Genomic DNA, 16,750 nt, shown 5'->3' on the forward strand with positions numbered 1-16,750 from the left:
GTTATTTCACTTCTTCTAGAAGAAGATGATTGACTCATGATTTATTTTGAAACTCTTTCGAGTCTCTCTCATTGGCTGTCCTTGTTGTTTAGTTTTCAAAGACCATCATTTTCTTGCCCCGTTTGGGCCAGAATCACATCTTAGCATTTTTAACTTGCGTTGTCAATACTTTTTTCAACTAGCTCGAAGTAGTAACTCCTTGCATTTTTCGTTTTCGTGATTCACTGGCTGTTTAGGCCGGACTCATATATTAACATTTCCAAACCTCGTCGTCAATAGCTCAATGATTCCTTTGACTAAGCTACCCCGTTTTTGACGCTCAGTTAGCATACCTCTTTTACATTCCGATGTCAATTGTTATTTTAATCCATATCCAAGGTAGTTATCCGGAGTTATCCTGCATGTATCACTAGTAACATCCGTGTAATCTTAATTATCGGGAACCATGTTTTTTCTCATAGATCGTATCTAAGATGAACAAACTACATTTTAGCGGATAAATAATAGTCAAAAGAAGTATTTTATTTAGGAAGGAAGTCAAATTGATGGATATTTCTATTGATGACATTATTAAGGCGAAAGCTACACTCCAGGGAATATCCTATAAAACGGCCTTGGTCCACAACCCTAGCTTGAGCGATCTGAGTGGTAATCAGGTTTACGTAAAGATGGAGAACCTTCAACGTACGGGCTCTTTTAAACTTAGAGGAGCGTACAATAAAATTGCCCATTTATCTGAAAAACAAAAACAATCTGGTGTAATTGCATCATCTGCCGGTAACCATGCTCAAGGTGTCGCTGTGGCTGCAGCAATTTATGGCATCAAATCAACCATCGTCATGCCTAAGCACGCTCCCCTTTCTAAGGTGACGGCTACCCGGAGGTATGGCGCAGACGTCATTCTTTACGGGGAAGTCTATGACGAGGCTTACAATGAGGCCCGTCGCATTCAATCTGAAACCCAGGCGACGTTTATTCATCCCTTCGATGATCCACTCGTCATTGCAGGTCAGGGAACCATTGCCTTAGAGATCCTTGAAGATCTTCCTGATGTGGAAGTTATAGTCCTCCCAATTGGGGGAGGCGGATTGATCTCAGGTGTCGCCTTGGCATTAAAGTCTTTACATCCCGCTGTGAAGATAATAGGTGTCCAGAGTAAAAACAATCCCTCAATGCAGGAATCGATTGCCCATAAACAAGTAATGACGATCAATGGAATCCCGAGCATTGCCGATGGAATAGCGGTAAAAACACCTGGCGACCTGACATTTGAGCTTGTAAAACGATATGTTGATGAAATTGTGACCGTCGACGAAGATGAAATAGCCAGTACTATGCTATTATTCCTAGAAAGCGCTAAAGTCGTCGCAGAAGGTGCGGGGGCTGCTGCAGCTGCTGCGATCCTCCATACTCTATCTTATTACAAAAATCGTAAAATGGTTGCAGTATTGAGCGGTGGAAACGTTGACGTTAACATCCTAGCCCGCACCATCGACAAAGGACTTGTCAAAAATGGTCGCAAGTGTTTTCTTACTACGGTTCTGCGTGATCGACCTGGGGCTTTAGCTCAACTATTGCATTTGATTGCTAGTAGAGGAGCCAATGTCCTCGCTGTAGCACATCGTCGGGAAACCTTAGATATTCCACTCAGTTACGCAAAGGTAGAACTCGAGTTAGAGACTATCGATGAAGCTCAGGTACAAGCACTCAAGAAGCTACTCGAAGAAAATCACTACCGAGTTATCCGGTAATAGAAGCATCTTTCTCCCCTAAAGATAATATTAAACAACCAAAGATTAATCTAATTCAATCCTTGGTTGTTTATCTGTAACTTGTCATTATAGGCTTTAAATCATTTAGGACAGACTTTTTCGATACAAATCAGTTCAGGGGGAAAATTAATCTGGTTCTGAAAGCTTATCTTAACAACATTATAATCCTTTTGACTTAAAGAAGCTGTGTAACTTTCTAAGGCTTCTTTTTCAAGTTTACCGTTCTCATGACCTGGATAGATGATGATCAAGATAATACCATTGGGCTCTAGTAAACATAAACATTTTTGAAGGGCTACAAGGGTAGTTTCTTTTTTTGTTGTAATGCTATGATTTCCCTTGGGTAGATAGCCGAGATTAAAGATCACTAATTTGACCGTTTCTTTTATGTATTTATCAATAGTCTCATGGCCATCAAGGATTAATTCTGATCTTTCAAGAATATTTAATTCCTTAAGCCTTTTGCGAGTACTAATAACTGCTTCTTCTTGAATATCAAAAGCATAAACTTTCCCTTTCTCTCCAACCAAGCTGCATAAAAATGCTGTATCATTGCCATTTCCCATAGTGCAATCAACAGCTGTATCTCCATTCGCCAACTTTGATTGACATATTCCCTTTGAAATTTCAACAGCATTAATAAAACTATTTCTCAACTATCCTTCTCCTTACAATGGTTTGTTTCATAAGATAAGCGTGATGCAATTTATCAGTAGTTGTACTTCATTCCATTTGCGTACCTTTCGCAAATCGATCAGGAGTTAATAAACTCACATCGATCAACTTAGTTCCGCCTTTTAAAATTAAATCGGATAAGATTCTCCCTACAGCTGGAGCATGCATGAAGCCATTTCCGCTGAATCCATTAGCCAAAAACAATCCCTTTAACCCCGGTGCCTCTCCCATCACCGGATGCAAATCCGGTGTTTGTTCGCAAATTCCAGTATACGTACGCAACCATTTTATATCCATGGCGGAAGGAATGATCTCCATCGCCGCTAGAAAAAACTCTTCGACCACAGATTTATCAACTACTTCTTCAAAACCAGGCCAAGTATCTTGATCTGTTCCTCCCAGCAATACCGTCTTACCGCTGGCTTCCTGATGCAAATAAAAACCAGAGGCTAAATCAATAATTGTAGGAGCATTTTTTTGTAGATCCTTGGGGTTGCTGCAGACGTAAATTTGACGACGGAAGGGTTGTACTGGAAGAATGATATCTGCCATTGCCGCTAATTGAGCTGCATGTGGGCCGGCAGCATTCACAATGATTGGGCTCCAGATTGTCCCCTGAGGGGTTTCAACGCCTTTAACCTTATCTTCTTCAATGATGATTTTGGTTGCTTCCCAGCCAAGAAGAACGTCAACCTTATGACGGCGTATTGACGCATAAAGACCTGCTAAAACAGCATAAGGGTCCGCATAAGCATCCCATGGGCACACTGTTCCCCCCAAGAAATTATCCTTGTGAAGATACGGGTAATAGTTTAACAGTTCTTCCTGGTTCAACAACTTCATTGGAATGCCATCAACCTTAGCTTGTGCGGATGTGATTTGTAGTTGATTCCACAATACTTCATTAGCTGCTAACATTAAATTGCCCTTTTCCGAATACCAAATTGGAGTATCAAATGTTGACTCAAACTTGAGGAAAAAGTCCCTGCTGAGAAGGCTCAAGCGTCTGAGCAACGGACTGCTAAATTGGTAGCGGATACCTCCAGTGCATTTGCCCGTGGAACCCATGCCTAGGATCTTATCCTTTTCTAATACAGTTATCGATCGCTTAGGATCAACCCTTAGAATGTGATAAGCAATACTTAAGCCAATAATGCCTGCACCAATAATGACAATATCCGCCTTTTCTTTATTACAAATCTCCATTATTTTCTACCTGCCTTTAAAAAAGGGATAGAAAACACTTCAACATGGTTCCTAAATATTCCTCCTGAGGATCAAATAATGTTTTACCGTTTCCGATGAGAGCTAAAATAAAATTGTGTTGCCACGGCTGTCCGTTAAACTCAATCTTTCGTTAAATCCCAGAACGACTTATAGTAAAGCCCAGTGCGCTGGTCGATTTAGTGTCGAGGGAAACTTTGTGCTAGTATCCCCCTTCGCCACGTTAAGTTGAGCTTGGGTGAGAAAGATACTCTTGCTAAGGTCGGCTCCTCGCAAATCTGCATCTCGGAAATCAGCTCCGATAAAATCTGTCCCACTTAGGTCATTTCCTCTAAGGTCAGCAGCAATCAGAAGGGCCCCTCTCAAGTTAGCTCCTCTTAAGTTCAATTTTCTCAAGTCAGCTCCAACTAGGTCAGTTCCTCGCCCGAAGGCCTTCCTACTCCCCAAGTGAGACTTCTGCCCCCGATAAGCTTCGGCACGAACAAGTTCACTGGTCTTTAGAAGCAGCGTATTTACTTTTGACCTATGTTCAGCCACGTTTAGATCTATGAGAGAGTCCGGGCTAAGGTAAGTAAGCTGTTCCGTTTCCTCGAGCATGGAGCTGAGCACATTATGGATAGAACGTGCTGGTTGCAACGTCTGCGCTTCTGTAAGATACCATAGTAACTCATGAAGTTGTCGCATGATTAGAAATACCTTGAACATTGGTCCTGCAGATTCCGGGACCTTCCTCCAGTCATTTCCTCCGAAACTAACTCGAGAAACCTTTTGCCCCGCACCAAAACAGTCAAATGAAAGGCAACCTTTAAGGCCCTGTTCCTTGAGGTTTTTATGTACACAACAGCGATAATCTTGTTGTAGATTTTGGCAAGGCTGTCCAGCGTCTTTGTCGATTGGGAAGCCTTCCGAAGCGGAAAAGTAGAGCGCAACACAGCATAAACCGAAACAGTTTACGCAGTCAGCTTGTAGATTGTTCATTTTATTCATCTCACATATACTTATTTCTTTTTTCAGTTTATTCTTGCTATTTTCTTGCGATATCTACATCCATTTTACCTGTCAGCAAATCTAGGGTCTGTTTATATATGCTTCGAAAACCTATTCTTAAAGCAGAGTTACTTACTTCTCCCTGTTCCAGACTGAAATCCCGGCCTTTCAGGAAGTACGGTAGCCAGCTGACCACCATCTCCCTTGGGCTAGTTTTTTCAGAGGTCAATCCTTCCGAAATGCACATAAACACACCTTTTGGATTTAGAGCATCATATATTTTCTTTATTACTGTATCTAGATCATGTTTGGCAAAATTCAACGTACCAATTGCCATGATAAAATCATACTCTCCACCTATAGAATCCACAGTATAGTCCCCTGTCATCATTTTAACTCGGTCTCCCAGGTTATATTCCTTAATCGATTCCTCAGCGGTCTTTCCAACTTCCGGAGTATCAAATATGACTCCCTTCATCACTGGATGCGCCTTAACTACTGCCATCCCGAGTAATCCAGGTCCCCCTCCAAGATCGAGCATCTTTCTAAAACCTTCAAATTCAGGCAGGGATGAAGCAAGAGCTGCAATTTCAGTTGCTCTGCCTCCTTTTTGAGCACCTTTCACCAATTCGGTGTAGTCACCGAACAACTCAGATACATCGTTTTCCTCCCTGTTCCCACATTTGCTATTTGGACCTTCCTTTACAAGTTTTACGATTTCAATATCCTCAAAACCGGTAGTCATGCAGGTGACTTTAAGGTGCTCTCCAATAAACATTTCCTGGCTTCTTACCAGATATTTTTTTGACAGTGCAGTATTATCATAGAATTCATCACTTTTTTTCAGCAATCCCATGGCTGTTAGTGAATCCAATAAGTATGAGGTATTCTTTGGGTGCAATCCAAGTCGTACCGCGACATCATTATAAGTTTTGTTTTCTTCCAGTTCTGAAAACAAGTCTAGCTCAATAGCTGCTAACAATATTTTGGTATACATCGGTGCATAAATCATATCAAGTAGTATCTTTACGTCTTTATCAATCTTTGGCAATTTTCTCACCCAAATTCCCCTTTCTATCTCCACTACATATTCTATAACTTGCTTTCGTGGCGATAAATTGCTTACCATCATGTTTCACATTGCTTGATGCTTTTCTACCTGATTGAGCTGCTGTGGTTATTCCCCCCCAAACCTCTACCCATTGACCAGCCATATATTTGTAGGAGCGCCTTTATTATATTGGCATTGGGTTTACGTCCCTGCATAGCACCCATCCAATTCCCAGTATATCTCTCACGCGTCAAAGGCGTGGTAACATCAATAACTTCTACTCTATCCCTAAAGCCAACATGGTAACGAGAGATGATGTCGATTACCTTCTTGCCACAACGTTCCTTTTCCATTCTATAGCGGTCAGGACTGGAAGCGACTTCTTTCCACCAACGGTAATCGGAATCTAAAAAACTGTTATAGCGCTCTTCCCTTTGGGTGCAGCATGGGGGTCATAGAATTTATTATGAACGGTAATTTTACCATTCATTCTAGCATAGCACCCAGCTGTAAGACCCGCGACGCCACCGCCGATAATTATGAGCGATGGTTCCATAAGACACTCTTCCCCTTACATGCTATTTCTCACTCTGCATATTCGTCCTTCGTAGTACCACACTTCAACATCTTTCTTAAAAATCCTTCCAATTGAATGATCCCTACTTCATAAGATTGTATCTGTTCAAATCCCCAAATTCCATATATTTCATTCATTTATTTTAGAGGACATTTGCATATTATGTCGAATATCTAACGTTGATAATAATAAAAGCTGAATCTAGGCCACCTAGAACGGGGGATATTTTTTTGGGGTGAATCGCGTACCATACGCATAGGGCTTACACCTTGTTGCCCGAATCCGTCAACTAACCTCGTAAGCTAAGAAAGGTTAGAAAATATGCATTTGTCTCCAGTACTGTCGCGGTTAAAAGACACCGTGTTAATCCGAGTTAAGGATATTAATAACTTCTTTCACAATAAGCAAAAAATTTCCTGGAAATCACCCCGGGTAATCGGCACCTTATCGATTACAATTATGCTTACTGGTGGGCTTACCTATTATCTGTCGACAACCACTTCTGCGGCTGCAGTTATGATTAACGGTCAACAAATTGGTTTAGTTCAAAATGTCAATTCTGGGAAAACTCTTGTTGAAACAATCCTGAAACAACAAGGTGAGCCGTTTGGACTGACTGCTAGGACCCATGACCAAATTGACTATGAACGTGTTAGGGTTAAATCAGACGTCTATAATGAATCAACTTTAAGTGAAGATACATTACAAGAAAAATTAAAGTTTTATCTTGAGGGTTATAAGTTAGAGGTGAATGGGTCAGTTATAGCATTCTTACCTAGCAAAGAAGATGCCGAGAAAGTTCTTAAAGATTATGAAGAGTATTATGTAAAACCAAGTGATGAAAATAAGGTGACTTCCGTTAATTTTGCCGAAGAGGTTAGTATCGAAGTGACAGAAGTTAAACCAGAAGAAATGAAAAAGTTTGATGACACTTACAAAATGTTAATGAACGGTAAAATAGCAACCAAGGAATATACTGTCCAGGCCAATGATTCTTGGTGGCTTATAGCCCGTAAAAACGACATGTTAACGGATGAAGTATTGGCTGGAAATCCAGGAGCGAACGAAGATACCAAATTGCAGCCTGGCCAAATTATCAAACTTGTTTCAACTACTCCTTATCTTACAGTCGTAAGTGAGGGAACATATTCAGGTTCAGAAACAATCCCCTATGATGTCGTCACAAAAACTGATAAGAGTTTAAGAGTTGGACAAACAAAAGTCATTGAACAAGGAAGTAATGGCTCAAAATTAGTTACTTATTCCTATGTACAAAAGAATGGTATTGATGTTACCAAACAAGTATTAGATGAAAAAATCGTGAAAGCACCTGTCAATCAGGTCGTTGCTAAAGGGCCCAGTAGTCAGCCTGTAACTGTAGCTTATGGTGTCTCGCGTGGAAGCAGCGGCGGCTCTTCATCATTAATAAATAGGGCACTTAGCTTGCAAGGTACGTCCTATGTGTTTGGTGGAACAACAAAAAATGGTTTTGATTGTTCGGGTTTCACTAAATATGTCTACTCGGGCTCAGGGATATCCCTTCCTCGTACATCTTATGCACAATTCGCCTCGGGTACTGCAGTAAGCAAAAACAACCTTCAATCAGGCGATTTAGTCTTCTTTTCCACCTATGCTAAAGGCGCTTCTCATGTCGGGATTTATATCGGTGGTGGAAATTTTGTTCACGCCAGTAACCCTGGCAGCGGTGTTAAAACATCTAGCCTAAATGATAGCTTTTACTCCTCCCGTTATCTTGGAGCACGCAGATACTAGAGAAGAAGAATACTATACAAAGAGCAACAGCCAATGCTGTTGCTCTTTGTCTTTTTTTAACTGACCACTTTACCGGAAATATTAGCGGGACCACTAATGGTTATTGTCCCTTGAGCAGTGCAGTCAATAATGTACATCACTTTAGCGTTTCATTGTCCACTCCTGTGAGTTGTATTTTTCGACCAACTGTTCCGACTTTAGTTTCTCTTCCTCAGTCAAAACCGAAGGTACAAGTTTTATACCCATAATCTCTTCAAATCCTAAACATAGTTCTCTTTCTAACTCATCAATCGTCACTGGCCGCATCCATACTTCATCTAGGGCGCAAGCTTTGGCCTTAAAGCTCTTAATCAGACGCTGACGGACTTCTTCGTTTGGAAGCTTTAAGAGCCTAAATAGAAGTTCCGTATCAAAATGCAAGATAATTGAGCCATGTTGCAAAAGCATTCCGTCTCTGCGCATCTGGGCACTTCCTACAAGCTTCTTTCCCTCTACCACTAGTTCGTACCACGAAGGAGCGTCAAAACAGGCTGCTGTTCCCGTGTGGGAGGAATTTGCATGGGCTACTAATTCGGCTGGTACTCCAACTGCATTAATCCCTTTTAACAATCCTTGACTTATTTTTAAATAGGATTCGATAACTGTTCCTTTAACATGTTCCTCAGATTCCGGGACAATAACACTATAGGTTAGTTCATACTGATGTAATACAGCCCTGCCACCCGTGGGCCTTCGTACTACATCAATATTTGCTCGGCGGCAGGCCTCCGCATCCACTTCTTTAGCGTAACTCTGAGCATAACCCAACGATAAAGTAGTCGGCTTCCACCCATAAAACCGTAAAACTGGTTCTGTAGGGTTATTCTTTTTCATAATATCCATAATTGCCTCATCGATCGCCATGTTTTCGGCGCCAGTAAGAACGGTATAAGGCAAATATCTCCAAGTTTTCATTTTTCTCACCTCAGCTACTTATCTAGGTTAGTAATGAGTTCCTGCCAGCATCTTTTTACTTCTTCCGGGGTAAGGGATCTTGGGTAGTTATAGAATTCTTCCCTGGGAGATTCATTGTAATAGGGACGGTTACATCCTGAGCAACCCGAAGTCCGAAATGCCTCACCATCGGAAAGATACTCCCAAAGTTGGTCTAAAGGCAGGGAAAAACTCACAATCTTGCCCCTTAGAAATACGAATTCATCTACCCGAGTGAATTTTCGTCGGATTAGATAATGGGCAACCTGTATGCGACGATAATGCTCTAATTCCGGTTTAACCGAATTCTCCATACGAGTCCCCTTTACCGGAGTAAATGCAAATAAAGCTACTGTGATTCCTTTATCATACATGTCTTGGATAATTCTAGCCATATCTTCTTCAGTTTCCCCCAACCCGACGATAAGGTGGGTACCAATATGCCCCGGAAATTTACCTGCAGCTTCTAAGAGTAAATCATAGCGACTTTGCCAAGATCCATCTTTGGCCTGAGCAAAAACCTCTGGGGTAGCTGCATCAAGTGCTAAACTTACGCGATCAACACCATGCTTTAGTAAATCTTCAATCTCATCTAGGCTGCGTGGACCTGCAGAGACACAGATTGGCATAGCGGGGTTATCGCTCTTAATTTTTCTAACGTAGCTTTTGGCTTCCTCTAGGGCCTTGCCATCTTGAACAACTTGAAAACAGACCCTCTGCATGACCTTTTGTGCTTCGGGTATTTGCAAACCCTTAAGAACTTCCTGTTCATGAATTTCTGGCCAAACCACCCTGGAGAGAAGGTTAGTCCTCGACCTACTCTCTCGGGCTTGAGCACAAAAGGCGCAATTAAACTTACAATGTTCTCCCACCATTAGATAGGCAGTGGTTGGCAATTCATCCGCTTTTATGTTATTTAAGCCTAATACTTTAGCGGTTCCTGCAGAACAACGAATCATAGAGCACAACATTCCTCTCCCCGTTTGATGATTAATCTTTTTTCTTCTACTAACTGCCGGGCCTTAGGAGTAGGAATTACAATTCTATTAATTCCTGACGCTACCGCTGCCTCATCAAGCTTTTGTCTATAACTCCCTTTAGGACGCATACAGCCAAGTGCTAGAGGATTTTTTGGAAAGCGCACCCTTGCTTTAGCTATGAAACGGACGACTTCTTCTAAATTTGGGGGGGTTCGATGGGAGTAAATAGTTCCTGGCGTTGGAATAAACACATTAAACACCAGCCCATCCAAGCCCAGATCCTCAAGAATATCCAAAGCCTTATCCTCTCCACTCCAAATTCCGCCCCTTAACCCAAGCGTTAAATGGGGAATGAGCTTCACATGTTTGCGCAAATCCTGATAAACTCGAATATAATCCTCTACTTTGTGTTCTAGACCGTATACCTCCCGGATAGTATCTTCATCTCCTACAAAATCAAAAGAAACTACATCTGCTAACTCTTTTAGCAGCTGGATTTCCTTCTCATCAATTAGGCCTACATGAAAATTCATTCGTACCTTCCTATGTTTTAGTTCATGTAAAAGGTCTAAGCGGTTCCAAAAAGGCACCTTACCATCCTGTGTACATCCGCCGCTAATTAAGGCACTGGAAAACGAAAGCTCGTGGGTTAACTGGGAGGTTAACTCTAACCCTTCTATGTCTGTCATTCCTTTTAGATAATGTCCACCACAATGTGCACAATTGAGAGAACAAGCCGTTCCAGTCAAACTTACGCTTTCAGTCTTGGTCGGAAAATCAAAGTATATCTCGGGTGGAAAATTAGTTACGCGTATTTCCCACCCCTTATTAATCCAGTTATTAGTCTCTAATGAGTAAGTATTTTGCTCCAAATTACTTTCTCCTTTACGATTATTTGGATCTTTCACTCAGCATACCCGTTTTACCCATTCAGCGACTTTAATTAAATAGCTAACTTTCACTATAAACCTTCAGGTTGCTTTTTTCAATGTGGGACAGGGGATCGGTTTACTATCCCCTTATCCCCCCTAGGATAGGGCAACAGTATTTCCACGCAAACCCCTCCCTCGATACGATTTCCAATTGTTATCTTCCCCCCATGCTGATCAAGAATTCGATGTACAACAGAGAGCCCCAAGCCTGTTCCATTTTCCTTTGTCGTAAAAAATGGGTCATAGATGTAAGGCATAGCCTCTGACAAAATACCTGGCCCTTGGTCACTAACAGCGAAGCCTAAAAAACCATCTCTTTGAACTCCCTCTAGATAAATCACGCCGCCTTGCCCCTGGGCATCTATGGCATTAAGCAAAATATTGAGTATAACTTGCTTCATCTGGTCTGGGTCTACTTCAACTTCTTGCAAATCGACGTGGCATCGTGCTTGTTCTAACTCAATATGGTTTTGCCGCAAGGCTGGTTGAATCAACCTAACTCCCTCATCTACGAGTTTCCCCAAGGTAATCCGTTGACGTACTAGTTCTTTTGGCCGAGCAAAAGACAGAAACTCGTTCACTAAGCGATTTAAGCGTTCACATTCTTCCAGAAGTACCCGACAATACTCTGAAACCACTTCATCGTCGCATTTTTCCTGGCGTAGCATTTGGATGCTAACTTTCATAATCCCCAAGGGATTGCGTATTTCATGAGCTAAGCCGGCACTCATATGCCCCAATGCGGTTACCCGTTCAGTTTGCCGGATCTCACCCTCTAATCGTTCACGTTCCCGCCCTTCTCTCTTTAACTTCTCCACTAATTCTTTTTGGACGGTAAGTGCTAGCTGGTATTTTCGTTTTGCTTTCCGCTCCTCTTCCGTTAAGAAGCCAGTTAACCAGCCAATGACGTTAATTAAGCCAACTTCTACCCACTGTGTATACTTAGCAGCTGGTGTCAACGTCTCCTGAAAATGCGTCATGAGCGGTATGAAAAGTAACGTAATTACAAAGCTAGATAGGATGCCTCCTGCAGGGCCAAAACGCATAGCGGCATAAATCACTGGGAGATAATAGGCGAATTGAAGGAGGATATGGTAATCCACATTATAATGATAATTCGTATAGTGAATTATCGTCAAACCCACCACAACAAGTCCGATTGAAACGAGGTCAAAGAGAGTACGTGCACGCTTTGCAGCTGGGGATTCATGCATTGAATTTAGCAAAGAAACCTACCACCTTACAGTTATTATCCTAGAATAGATTAAATTACATAAATTTCCCCTAAATCCCCCAGTGAGGATCAATTCCATATTTCTCTAAACGATATAAAAAAGCATGCCTAGAGAGCCCTAATTTTTTTGCCGCCTGGCTTTGGTTCCCTCCCGTTTGTTCCATGGCCTGCTGAAGAAAAGATTTCTCTAGTTCCTCGAGGGAAACACCCTCTGGAGGCAGCACAAAGGGTAAGGCCCCCTTCTCCACTTTTGAAGGATTGTTTAAGATTGACAATCCATCTAAACCAATTACCGCTCCTTGAGAAATAATAACCATTCGTTCAACCACATTTTCCAATTCACGGACGTTTCCCGGCCAATCATATGCCATAAGCCGAGTTAGAACTTCCTGACTTAGACTCTTTTTAGGTCCATAGTTTGAAAGTTTCTTCAAGAAATAATCAGCAAGATTAGGGATATCCTCCCCACGTTCCCGTAAGGGAGGTATCGAGATCGGAAAGACGCTCAGTCGATAGTATAAATCCTCTCTGAAACGCCCTTCTTGTGCCTCTTTCAGCAAGTCCCGGTTTGTAGCAGCAATAATCCGCACATCAACCTTGATCGTTTTTTCCCCGCCGACCCGCTCAAATGTCCTCTCTTGAAGAACTCTCAACAACTTAGCTTGAACGTTAAAGGATAGTTCACCAATCTCATCAAGAAAAAGAGTACCTCCATCAGCCAACTCGAAACGACCTGACTTTCTAGCATGTGCTCCTGTAAACGCTCCTTTTTCATGCCCGAACAATTCGCTTTCTAGCAAGGTCTCCGTCAATGCGGCACAATTGACTCGAATGAACGGCCCATTCACGCGCGGACTTAAAGTATGTATAGCGTGGGCTACTAATTCCTTCCCAGTACCCGATTCCCCTTGAATGAGCACCGTAGCTGGTGTGGGAGCAACCCGTTCAACTAGGTGTTTAACGGCCTTCATCCCTTCACTATTTCCTACCAAATTCCATCCATCGCCCTGGAACTCTTCCTTTAAATAATCCACCTGCTCACGTAAGCTTTCTACTTCAAAAGCCTTTCTGACTGTAATGAGGAGCTCATCAATATCAAAGGGTTTCATCAAATAATCGTGAGCACCGGACTTCATAGCCTCGACCGCTGTCGCGGTATTTCCATGTGCAGTCATCATAACAATCATTAAATCTGGATAATGCTCTTTCAACCTCTTCAAGACACTTAGCCCATCTATCTTGGGCATTTTCAAATCAACAAGAACTAAATCCGGACGCTCCGAGAAGGCACGATCTAAAGCGATTTGCCCATCCTCTGCAGTCTCCACATCATAACCCGCTTTGCTTAAGGCCCGTTCTAAAACCCAACGCATATTCGCTTCATCATCTGCGATTAATATCTTTCGCAATTATAGCCCTCCTCGACTGCGGGATTTCCTACACCATAGTGTGGGAAATCCCGCAACTTTTTAACCCCTATGCTTAACAACTTATTTTCAGCTCCTAGACCAACTCTAAATATGAAGAATCTAAACTAACTATTGCTTGTTCCCTTGTCAAAGCTAACTACATCTTCCAACATGACTCAACGTTTAACGCTAGCTAGTGAACTTCTTACCATAATGATTAGATTCAGGAACTTGGCACAATTTTTGCATACATCCTTACTAGGACAAATGTTGCTGTCACCATAGGCATCAAGTTACTAAATTAGTGTACACATCAAACATTCCTTAGTTTAAACCCCTCAAAGGGTTTTTGCAAAAGTTAGGCGTCGCCCCAGATTATTGCAGTCTTTATGTTTTGTAATCCAAGATTTTCATCTTTATTAAAGGAGTGAGAGATTCTATAATAACTTATTGCCTTTAAGTAAGTATCTACAACAAATAGTTCAATTACAATCAGGTAGCGCAAACCTCTATCTAAACAGGATTTCTACATTGACTTAAAATAACTAAATATTCCTAGGAGGATGTTAAGAATGAAGAACGACCACATTGAGAAAAACCAAAAATTTACCCAACCCCATAAGAATAACACCTTGCTTTACAGTATCGTTGGCCTATTAACCGTTGTTATCATGATTGGTACCTATTTCATGGTTGCTGGCAGCAATAGCCCAAATGCCTCCGTCACTGCGGCTGCTGATATCGGAGAGACCATAAGTTATAGCCCTACTGATAAATTAGAGCAAACAAACGTCGAAAACAAGGTTGAAAACGGAAAGGCTATTGTGACAACTCTTAGTACAGTTAAAGAAAAGAAGTTTATCTGGACAGAGTATAAAGCAAATGGTAAACGAATTCCCCTAACTGCCTTTGCTCAGCCAGATGGAAAAGTCATGGTAGCCGTCAGTTTTTGTGAACCTTGTAGGGGCGAAACCTTTCACATTATTGGTAACCAAATAGTCTGCAACGCCTGCGGGACGACCTGGGATCTCCAGACTCTCAAAGGCCTAAGTGGTGGTTGTCAAGCCTACCCGCCCGAAGCGCTCACCTACACTTTAAACGGCGATAACCTTGAGATTCCGCAATCCGTACTTGATGCCTGGGAACCTAGAGTTTAGTTTTATATGACGATATTCTTGAAAAACGCACTCGTCCTTACGGGTGCGTTCACTCTAACCAGTGTAGAAAACTGTATTAAAATAATTTTGGAGGATGTCTAAATGTCTTTGATAAAAGTAGTCGAAGTCAGTAAGTCCTATGAAGGTGGAGACGGAGTTGTTCAAGCCTTAACAAATATTAATTTAGAGATCAATGAAGGAGAATTTTTGGCTTTAATGGGCCCATCAGGTTCTGGAAAGAGTACCTTACTTAGCATTTTAGGAGGTTTGAACTCTCCTACCACCGGTAAACTAATCGTTGATGGTATTGATGTTTATGCACTAGCCTCAGAGCGATTAGCAGATTTTCGTCATGAATACGTAGGCTTTGTTTTCCAACAATATCAATTGATTCCTTATCTTACTGCCTTAGAAAATGTCATGCTCCCTCTGGCTATAACCTCTCGTACAGGAAGGGAGCAACGGGATATGGCTCAGACGGTTCTAGACAAGGTTGGTTTAGGTTCGAAGTCTCTTCGCCTGCCCAATCAATTATCCGGGGGGGAACAAAACCGAGTAGCAATTGCTCGAGCCATCGTTAACCGACCCTCATTAATCTTTGCGGATGAGCCCACCGGAAGTCTGGACTCAAAAACGGCTAAGGAACTTCTCGAATTATTTCAGGCTCTTAACCAAGATGGTTTAACCATCATTATGGTAACTCATAATCGAGAAAACCTTGAGTGGGTTTCCCGTGCAGTTTACATCCGGGATGGAGTTCTATCTCAAATTCCTCAATAGTTCAAGGAGAGAATTAAATGCGACTAACAAATATCGCCTTACAAAATATTCGCCGCCGCAAAATGCGCTCCGCTTTATTAATGCTCAGCGTTATTATAGGGGTAGCTTCAATTATCTTCCTCTATTCAACAACCCAAGCCATGCAGGAAGATGTAGCCAACAAACTTGATCAATTTGGTTCGAACATCCTTATCCTTCCTGATAGTGGGCAATCATTAACCTTTGGTGGTATAACGGTTGAAGCTCCAACTCAGATTAAAGAACTGGATATGTCCCTTATTCCGCTTATGCAAACAATTAAAAATAAAGAAACTCTGGCTACCATCGCCCCTAAACTTCTAGCAAACACTAATCTTAAGGGGCGAGAGATCTTGTTATTAGGTGTAGATTTTTCTCAGGAATTTAAGCTCAAAAAGTGGTGGAAAGTTGATGGCCTTTCTAAAAACCAACTTCCAAGCGCTGGGGAAGTCATCTTAGGAAGCGACGTTGCCCTTGCCCTGGGTCTAAGTCCTAATCAAACTGTAACTATCAAAGGACAGGACTTTAAGGTAGCGGGAATCATTCAATCCACAGGTTCATCGGAAAATGACCAAGCAGTATTTATGGACTTAACTGTGCTGCAAAAACTAACTAAGCGTCCTAATGCTATTAGCCTCATCGAAACGGCAGCCTTATGTTATACCTGTCCAATTGAAGAAATTACCCAACAGTTAAGTGCCAAACTTCCTGGAACTAAGGTGACGGCCTTAATGTCTACCTTGGAATCTCGAGATGATACCGTCTCTAAGTTTAATCTATTTGCTCGTAGCGTCTCCTTGATTCTCTTCCTAGCTAGTGGTTTAGTAATTACTATGACCATGAAGTCCTCCGTTGAGGAACGGACCCGGGAAATTGGAATCTTGCGGGCTATCGGTTTCCGAAAACGTCACATTATTCAAATCGTCCTTGCGGAAGCAGGTTGGCTTAGTTTATTAGGGGGCTTATTGGGGTACATTCTGGGCATGGGCATGGCAGTGAGCTTTGGATCAGACCTTATGAAAGCCCAAGTCCATATCCCTTGGCAACCTGACTTGTTAATGTATGCTCTAAGTGCTTCTCTGATAATTGGTCTAACTGCAAGTTTTTATCCTGCTTGGAAAGGGTCACGTCTTGACCCGACTGAATCTTTACGTTATCTATGAAACAAGGGGACAGGTTAACTGTTTCACTTGTGGGGCATCCTCAGGG

General features: G+C 42.0%; 17 protein-coding genes and 1 riboswitch. Of the genes, 5 read left to right on the forward strand and 12 right to left on the reverse strand.

Annotated features, from left to right (window positions below):
* Positions 1-545 precede the first annotated feature (545 nt).
* Positions 546-1,751, forward strand: coding sequence for a threonine ammonia-lyase (ilvA, locus tag HGJ98_RS18280; RefSeq protein ID WP_291353142.1), 1,206 nt, complete (start codon positions 546-548; stop codon positions 1,749-1,751).
* Positions 1,752-1,852: 101 nt separating this feature from the next.
* On the opposite strand, the gene HGJ98_RS18285 is transcribed toward ilvA, so the two are convergent.
* The 7 genes from HGJ98_RS18285 to HGJ98_RS18315 all read right to left on the reverse strand — a co-directional run bounded on the left by HGJ98_RS18285 (position 1,853) and on the right by HGJ98_RS18315 (position 6,423).
* Positions 1,853-2,428 (reverse strand): class I SAM-dependent methyltransferase, encoded by a 576-nt coding sequence (locus tag HGJ98_RS18285; protein WP_291353143.1) that lies wholly within the window; start codon positions 2,426-2,428, stop codon positions 1,853-1,855.
* 67 nt (positions 2,429-2,495) lie between these two features.
* Positions 2,496-3,653 carry an FAD-binding oxidoreductase gene (locus tag HGJ98_RS18290; protein ID WP_291353144.1) on the reverse strand — a complete coding sequence of 386 codons (1,158 nt, stop codon included), beginning with the start codon at positions 3,651-3,653 and terminating at the stop codon, positions 2,496-2,498.
* 168 nt (positions 3,654-3,821) lie between these two features.
* On the reverse strand, positions 3,822-4,649 hold the full coding sequence (locus tag HGJ98_RS18295; protein ID WP_291353145.1) for a pentapeptide repeat-containing protein: 828 nt from the start codon (positions 4,647-4,649) through the stop codon (positions 3,822-3,824).
* A gap of 46 nt (positions 4,650-4,695) precedes the next feature.
* Positions 4,696-5,787, reverse strand: coding sequence for a methyltransferase (locus HGJ98_RS18300; protein WP_291353146.1), 1,092 nt, complete (start codon positions 5,785-5,787; stop codon positions 4,696-4,698).
* A 26-nt stretch (positions 5,788-5,813) separates the two neighbouring features.
* Entirely contained in the window at positions 5,814-6,062 is a 249-nt protein-coding gene (locus HGJ98_RS18305) for a hypothetical protein (protein WP_291353147.1), read from the reverse strand.
* 53 nt (positions 6,063-6,115) lie between these two features.
* Positions 6,116-6,265, reverse strand: a complete 150-nt coding sequence (locus HGJ98_RS18310) for a hypothetical protein (RefSeq protein WP_291353148.1) — start codon at positions 6,263-6,265, stop codon at positions 6,116-6,118.
* Positions 6,266-6,294: 29 nt separating this feature from the next.
* Entirely contained in the window at positions 6,295-6,423 is a 129-nt protein-coding gene (locus HGJ98_RS18315; protein ID WP_291353149.1) for a hypothetical protein, read from the reverse strand.
* 46 nt (positions 6,424-6,469) lie between these two features.
* Positions 6,470-6,606: riboswitch (cyclic di-AMP (ydaO/yuaA leader) on the forward strand.
* A gap of 1 nt (position 6,607) precedes the next feature.
* Here HGJ98_RS18315 and HGJ98_RS18320 point away from each other — a divergent pair.
* Entirely contained in the window at positions 6,608-8,059 is a 1,452-nt protein-coding gene (locus tag HGJ98_RS18320) for an NlpC/P60 family protein (protein WP_291353150.1), read from the forward strand.
* A 141-nt stretch (positions 8,060-8,200) separates the two neighbouring features.
* On the opposite strand, the gene HGJ98_RS18325 is transcribed toward HGJ98_RS18320, so the two are convergent.
* The 5 genes from HGJ98_RS18325 to HGJ98_RS18345 all read right to left on the reverse strand — a co-directional run bounded on the left by HGJ98_RS18325 (position 8,201) and on the right by HGJ98_RS18345 (position 13,586).
* On the reverse strand, positions 8,201-9,013 hold the full coding sequence (locus tag HGJ98_RS18325) for a biotin/lipoate A/B protein ligase family protein (protein WP_291353280.1): 813 nt from the start codon (positions 9,011-9,013) through the stop codon (positions 8,201-8,203).
* A gap of 14 nt (positions 9,014-9,027) precedes the next feature.
* A complete protein-coding gene (locus HGJ98_RS18330; protein ID WP_291353151.1) occupies positions 9,028-9,990 on the reverse strand; it encodes a radical SAM protein in 963 nt (320 codons plus the stop codon).
* Positions 9,987-10,883 carry a radical SAM protein gene (locus tag HGJ98_RS18335; protein ID WP_291353152.1) on the reverse strand — a complete coding sequence of 299 codons (897 nt, stop codon included), beginning with the start codon at positions 10,881-10,883 and terminating at the stop codon, positions 9,987-9,989. The genes HGJ98_RS18330 and HGJ98_RS18335 overlap by 4 nt, the downstream gene beginning before the upstream one ends.
* Before the next feature lie 113 nt (positions 10,884-10,996).
* Entirely contained in the window at positions 10,997-12,169 is a 1,173-nt protein-coding gene (locus HGJ98_RS18340; RefSeq protein ID WP_291353153.1) for an ATP-binding protein, read from the reverse strand.
* 58 nt (positions 12,170-12,227) lie between these two features.
* A complete protein-coding gene (locus HGJ98_RS18345) occupies positions 12,228-13,586 on the reverse strand; it encodes a sigma-54 dependent transcriptional regulator (RefSeq protein ID WP_291353154.1) in 1,359 nt (452 codons plus the stop codon).
* 572 nt (positions 13,587-14,158) lie between these two features.
* Between HGJ98_RS18345 and HGJ98_RS18350 the strand changes: the two genes are divergently transcribed.
* The 3 genes from HGJ98_RS18350 (at position 14,159) to HGJ98_RS18360 (ending at position 16,704) form a co-directional block, all read left to right on the forward strand.
* The gene (locus HGJ98_RS18350) at positions 14,159-14,743 is read left to right on the forward strand and encodes a DUF2318 domain-containing protein (protein WP_291353155.1); all 585 of its coding nucleotides are present in this window, start codon (positions 14,159-14,161) and stop codon (positions 14,741-14,743) included.
* Between the two features lie 102 nt (positions 14,744-14,845).
* Positions 14,846-15,523 (forward strand): ABC transporter ATP-binding protein, encoded by a 678-nt coding sequence (locus HGJ98_RS18355; RefSeq protein WP_291353156.1) that lies wholly within the window; start codon positions 14,846-14,848, stop codon positions 15,521-15,523.
* A 17-nt stretch (positions 15,524-15,540) separates the two neighbouring features.
* Entirely contained in the window at positions 15,541-16,704 is a 1,164-nt protein-coding gene (locus tag HGJ98_RS18360) for an FtsX-like permease family protein (RefSeq protein WP_291353157.1), read from the forward strand.
* Positions 16,705-16,750 lie beyond the last annotated feature (46 nt).

The organism is Desulfosporosinus sp., assembly GCF_014237355.1.
GTDB lineage: Bacteria > Bacillota > Desulfitobacteriia > Desulfitobacteriales > Desulfitobacteriaceae > Desulfosporosinus.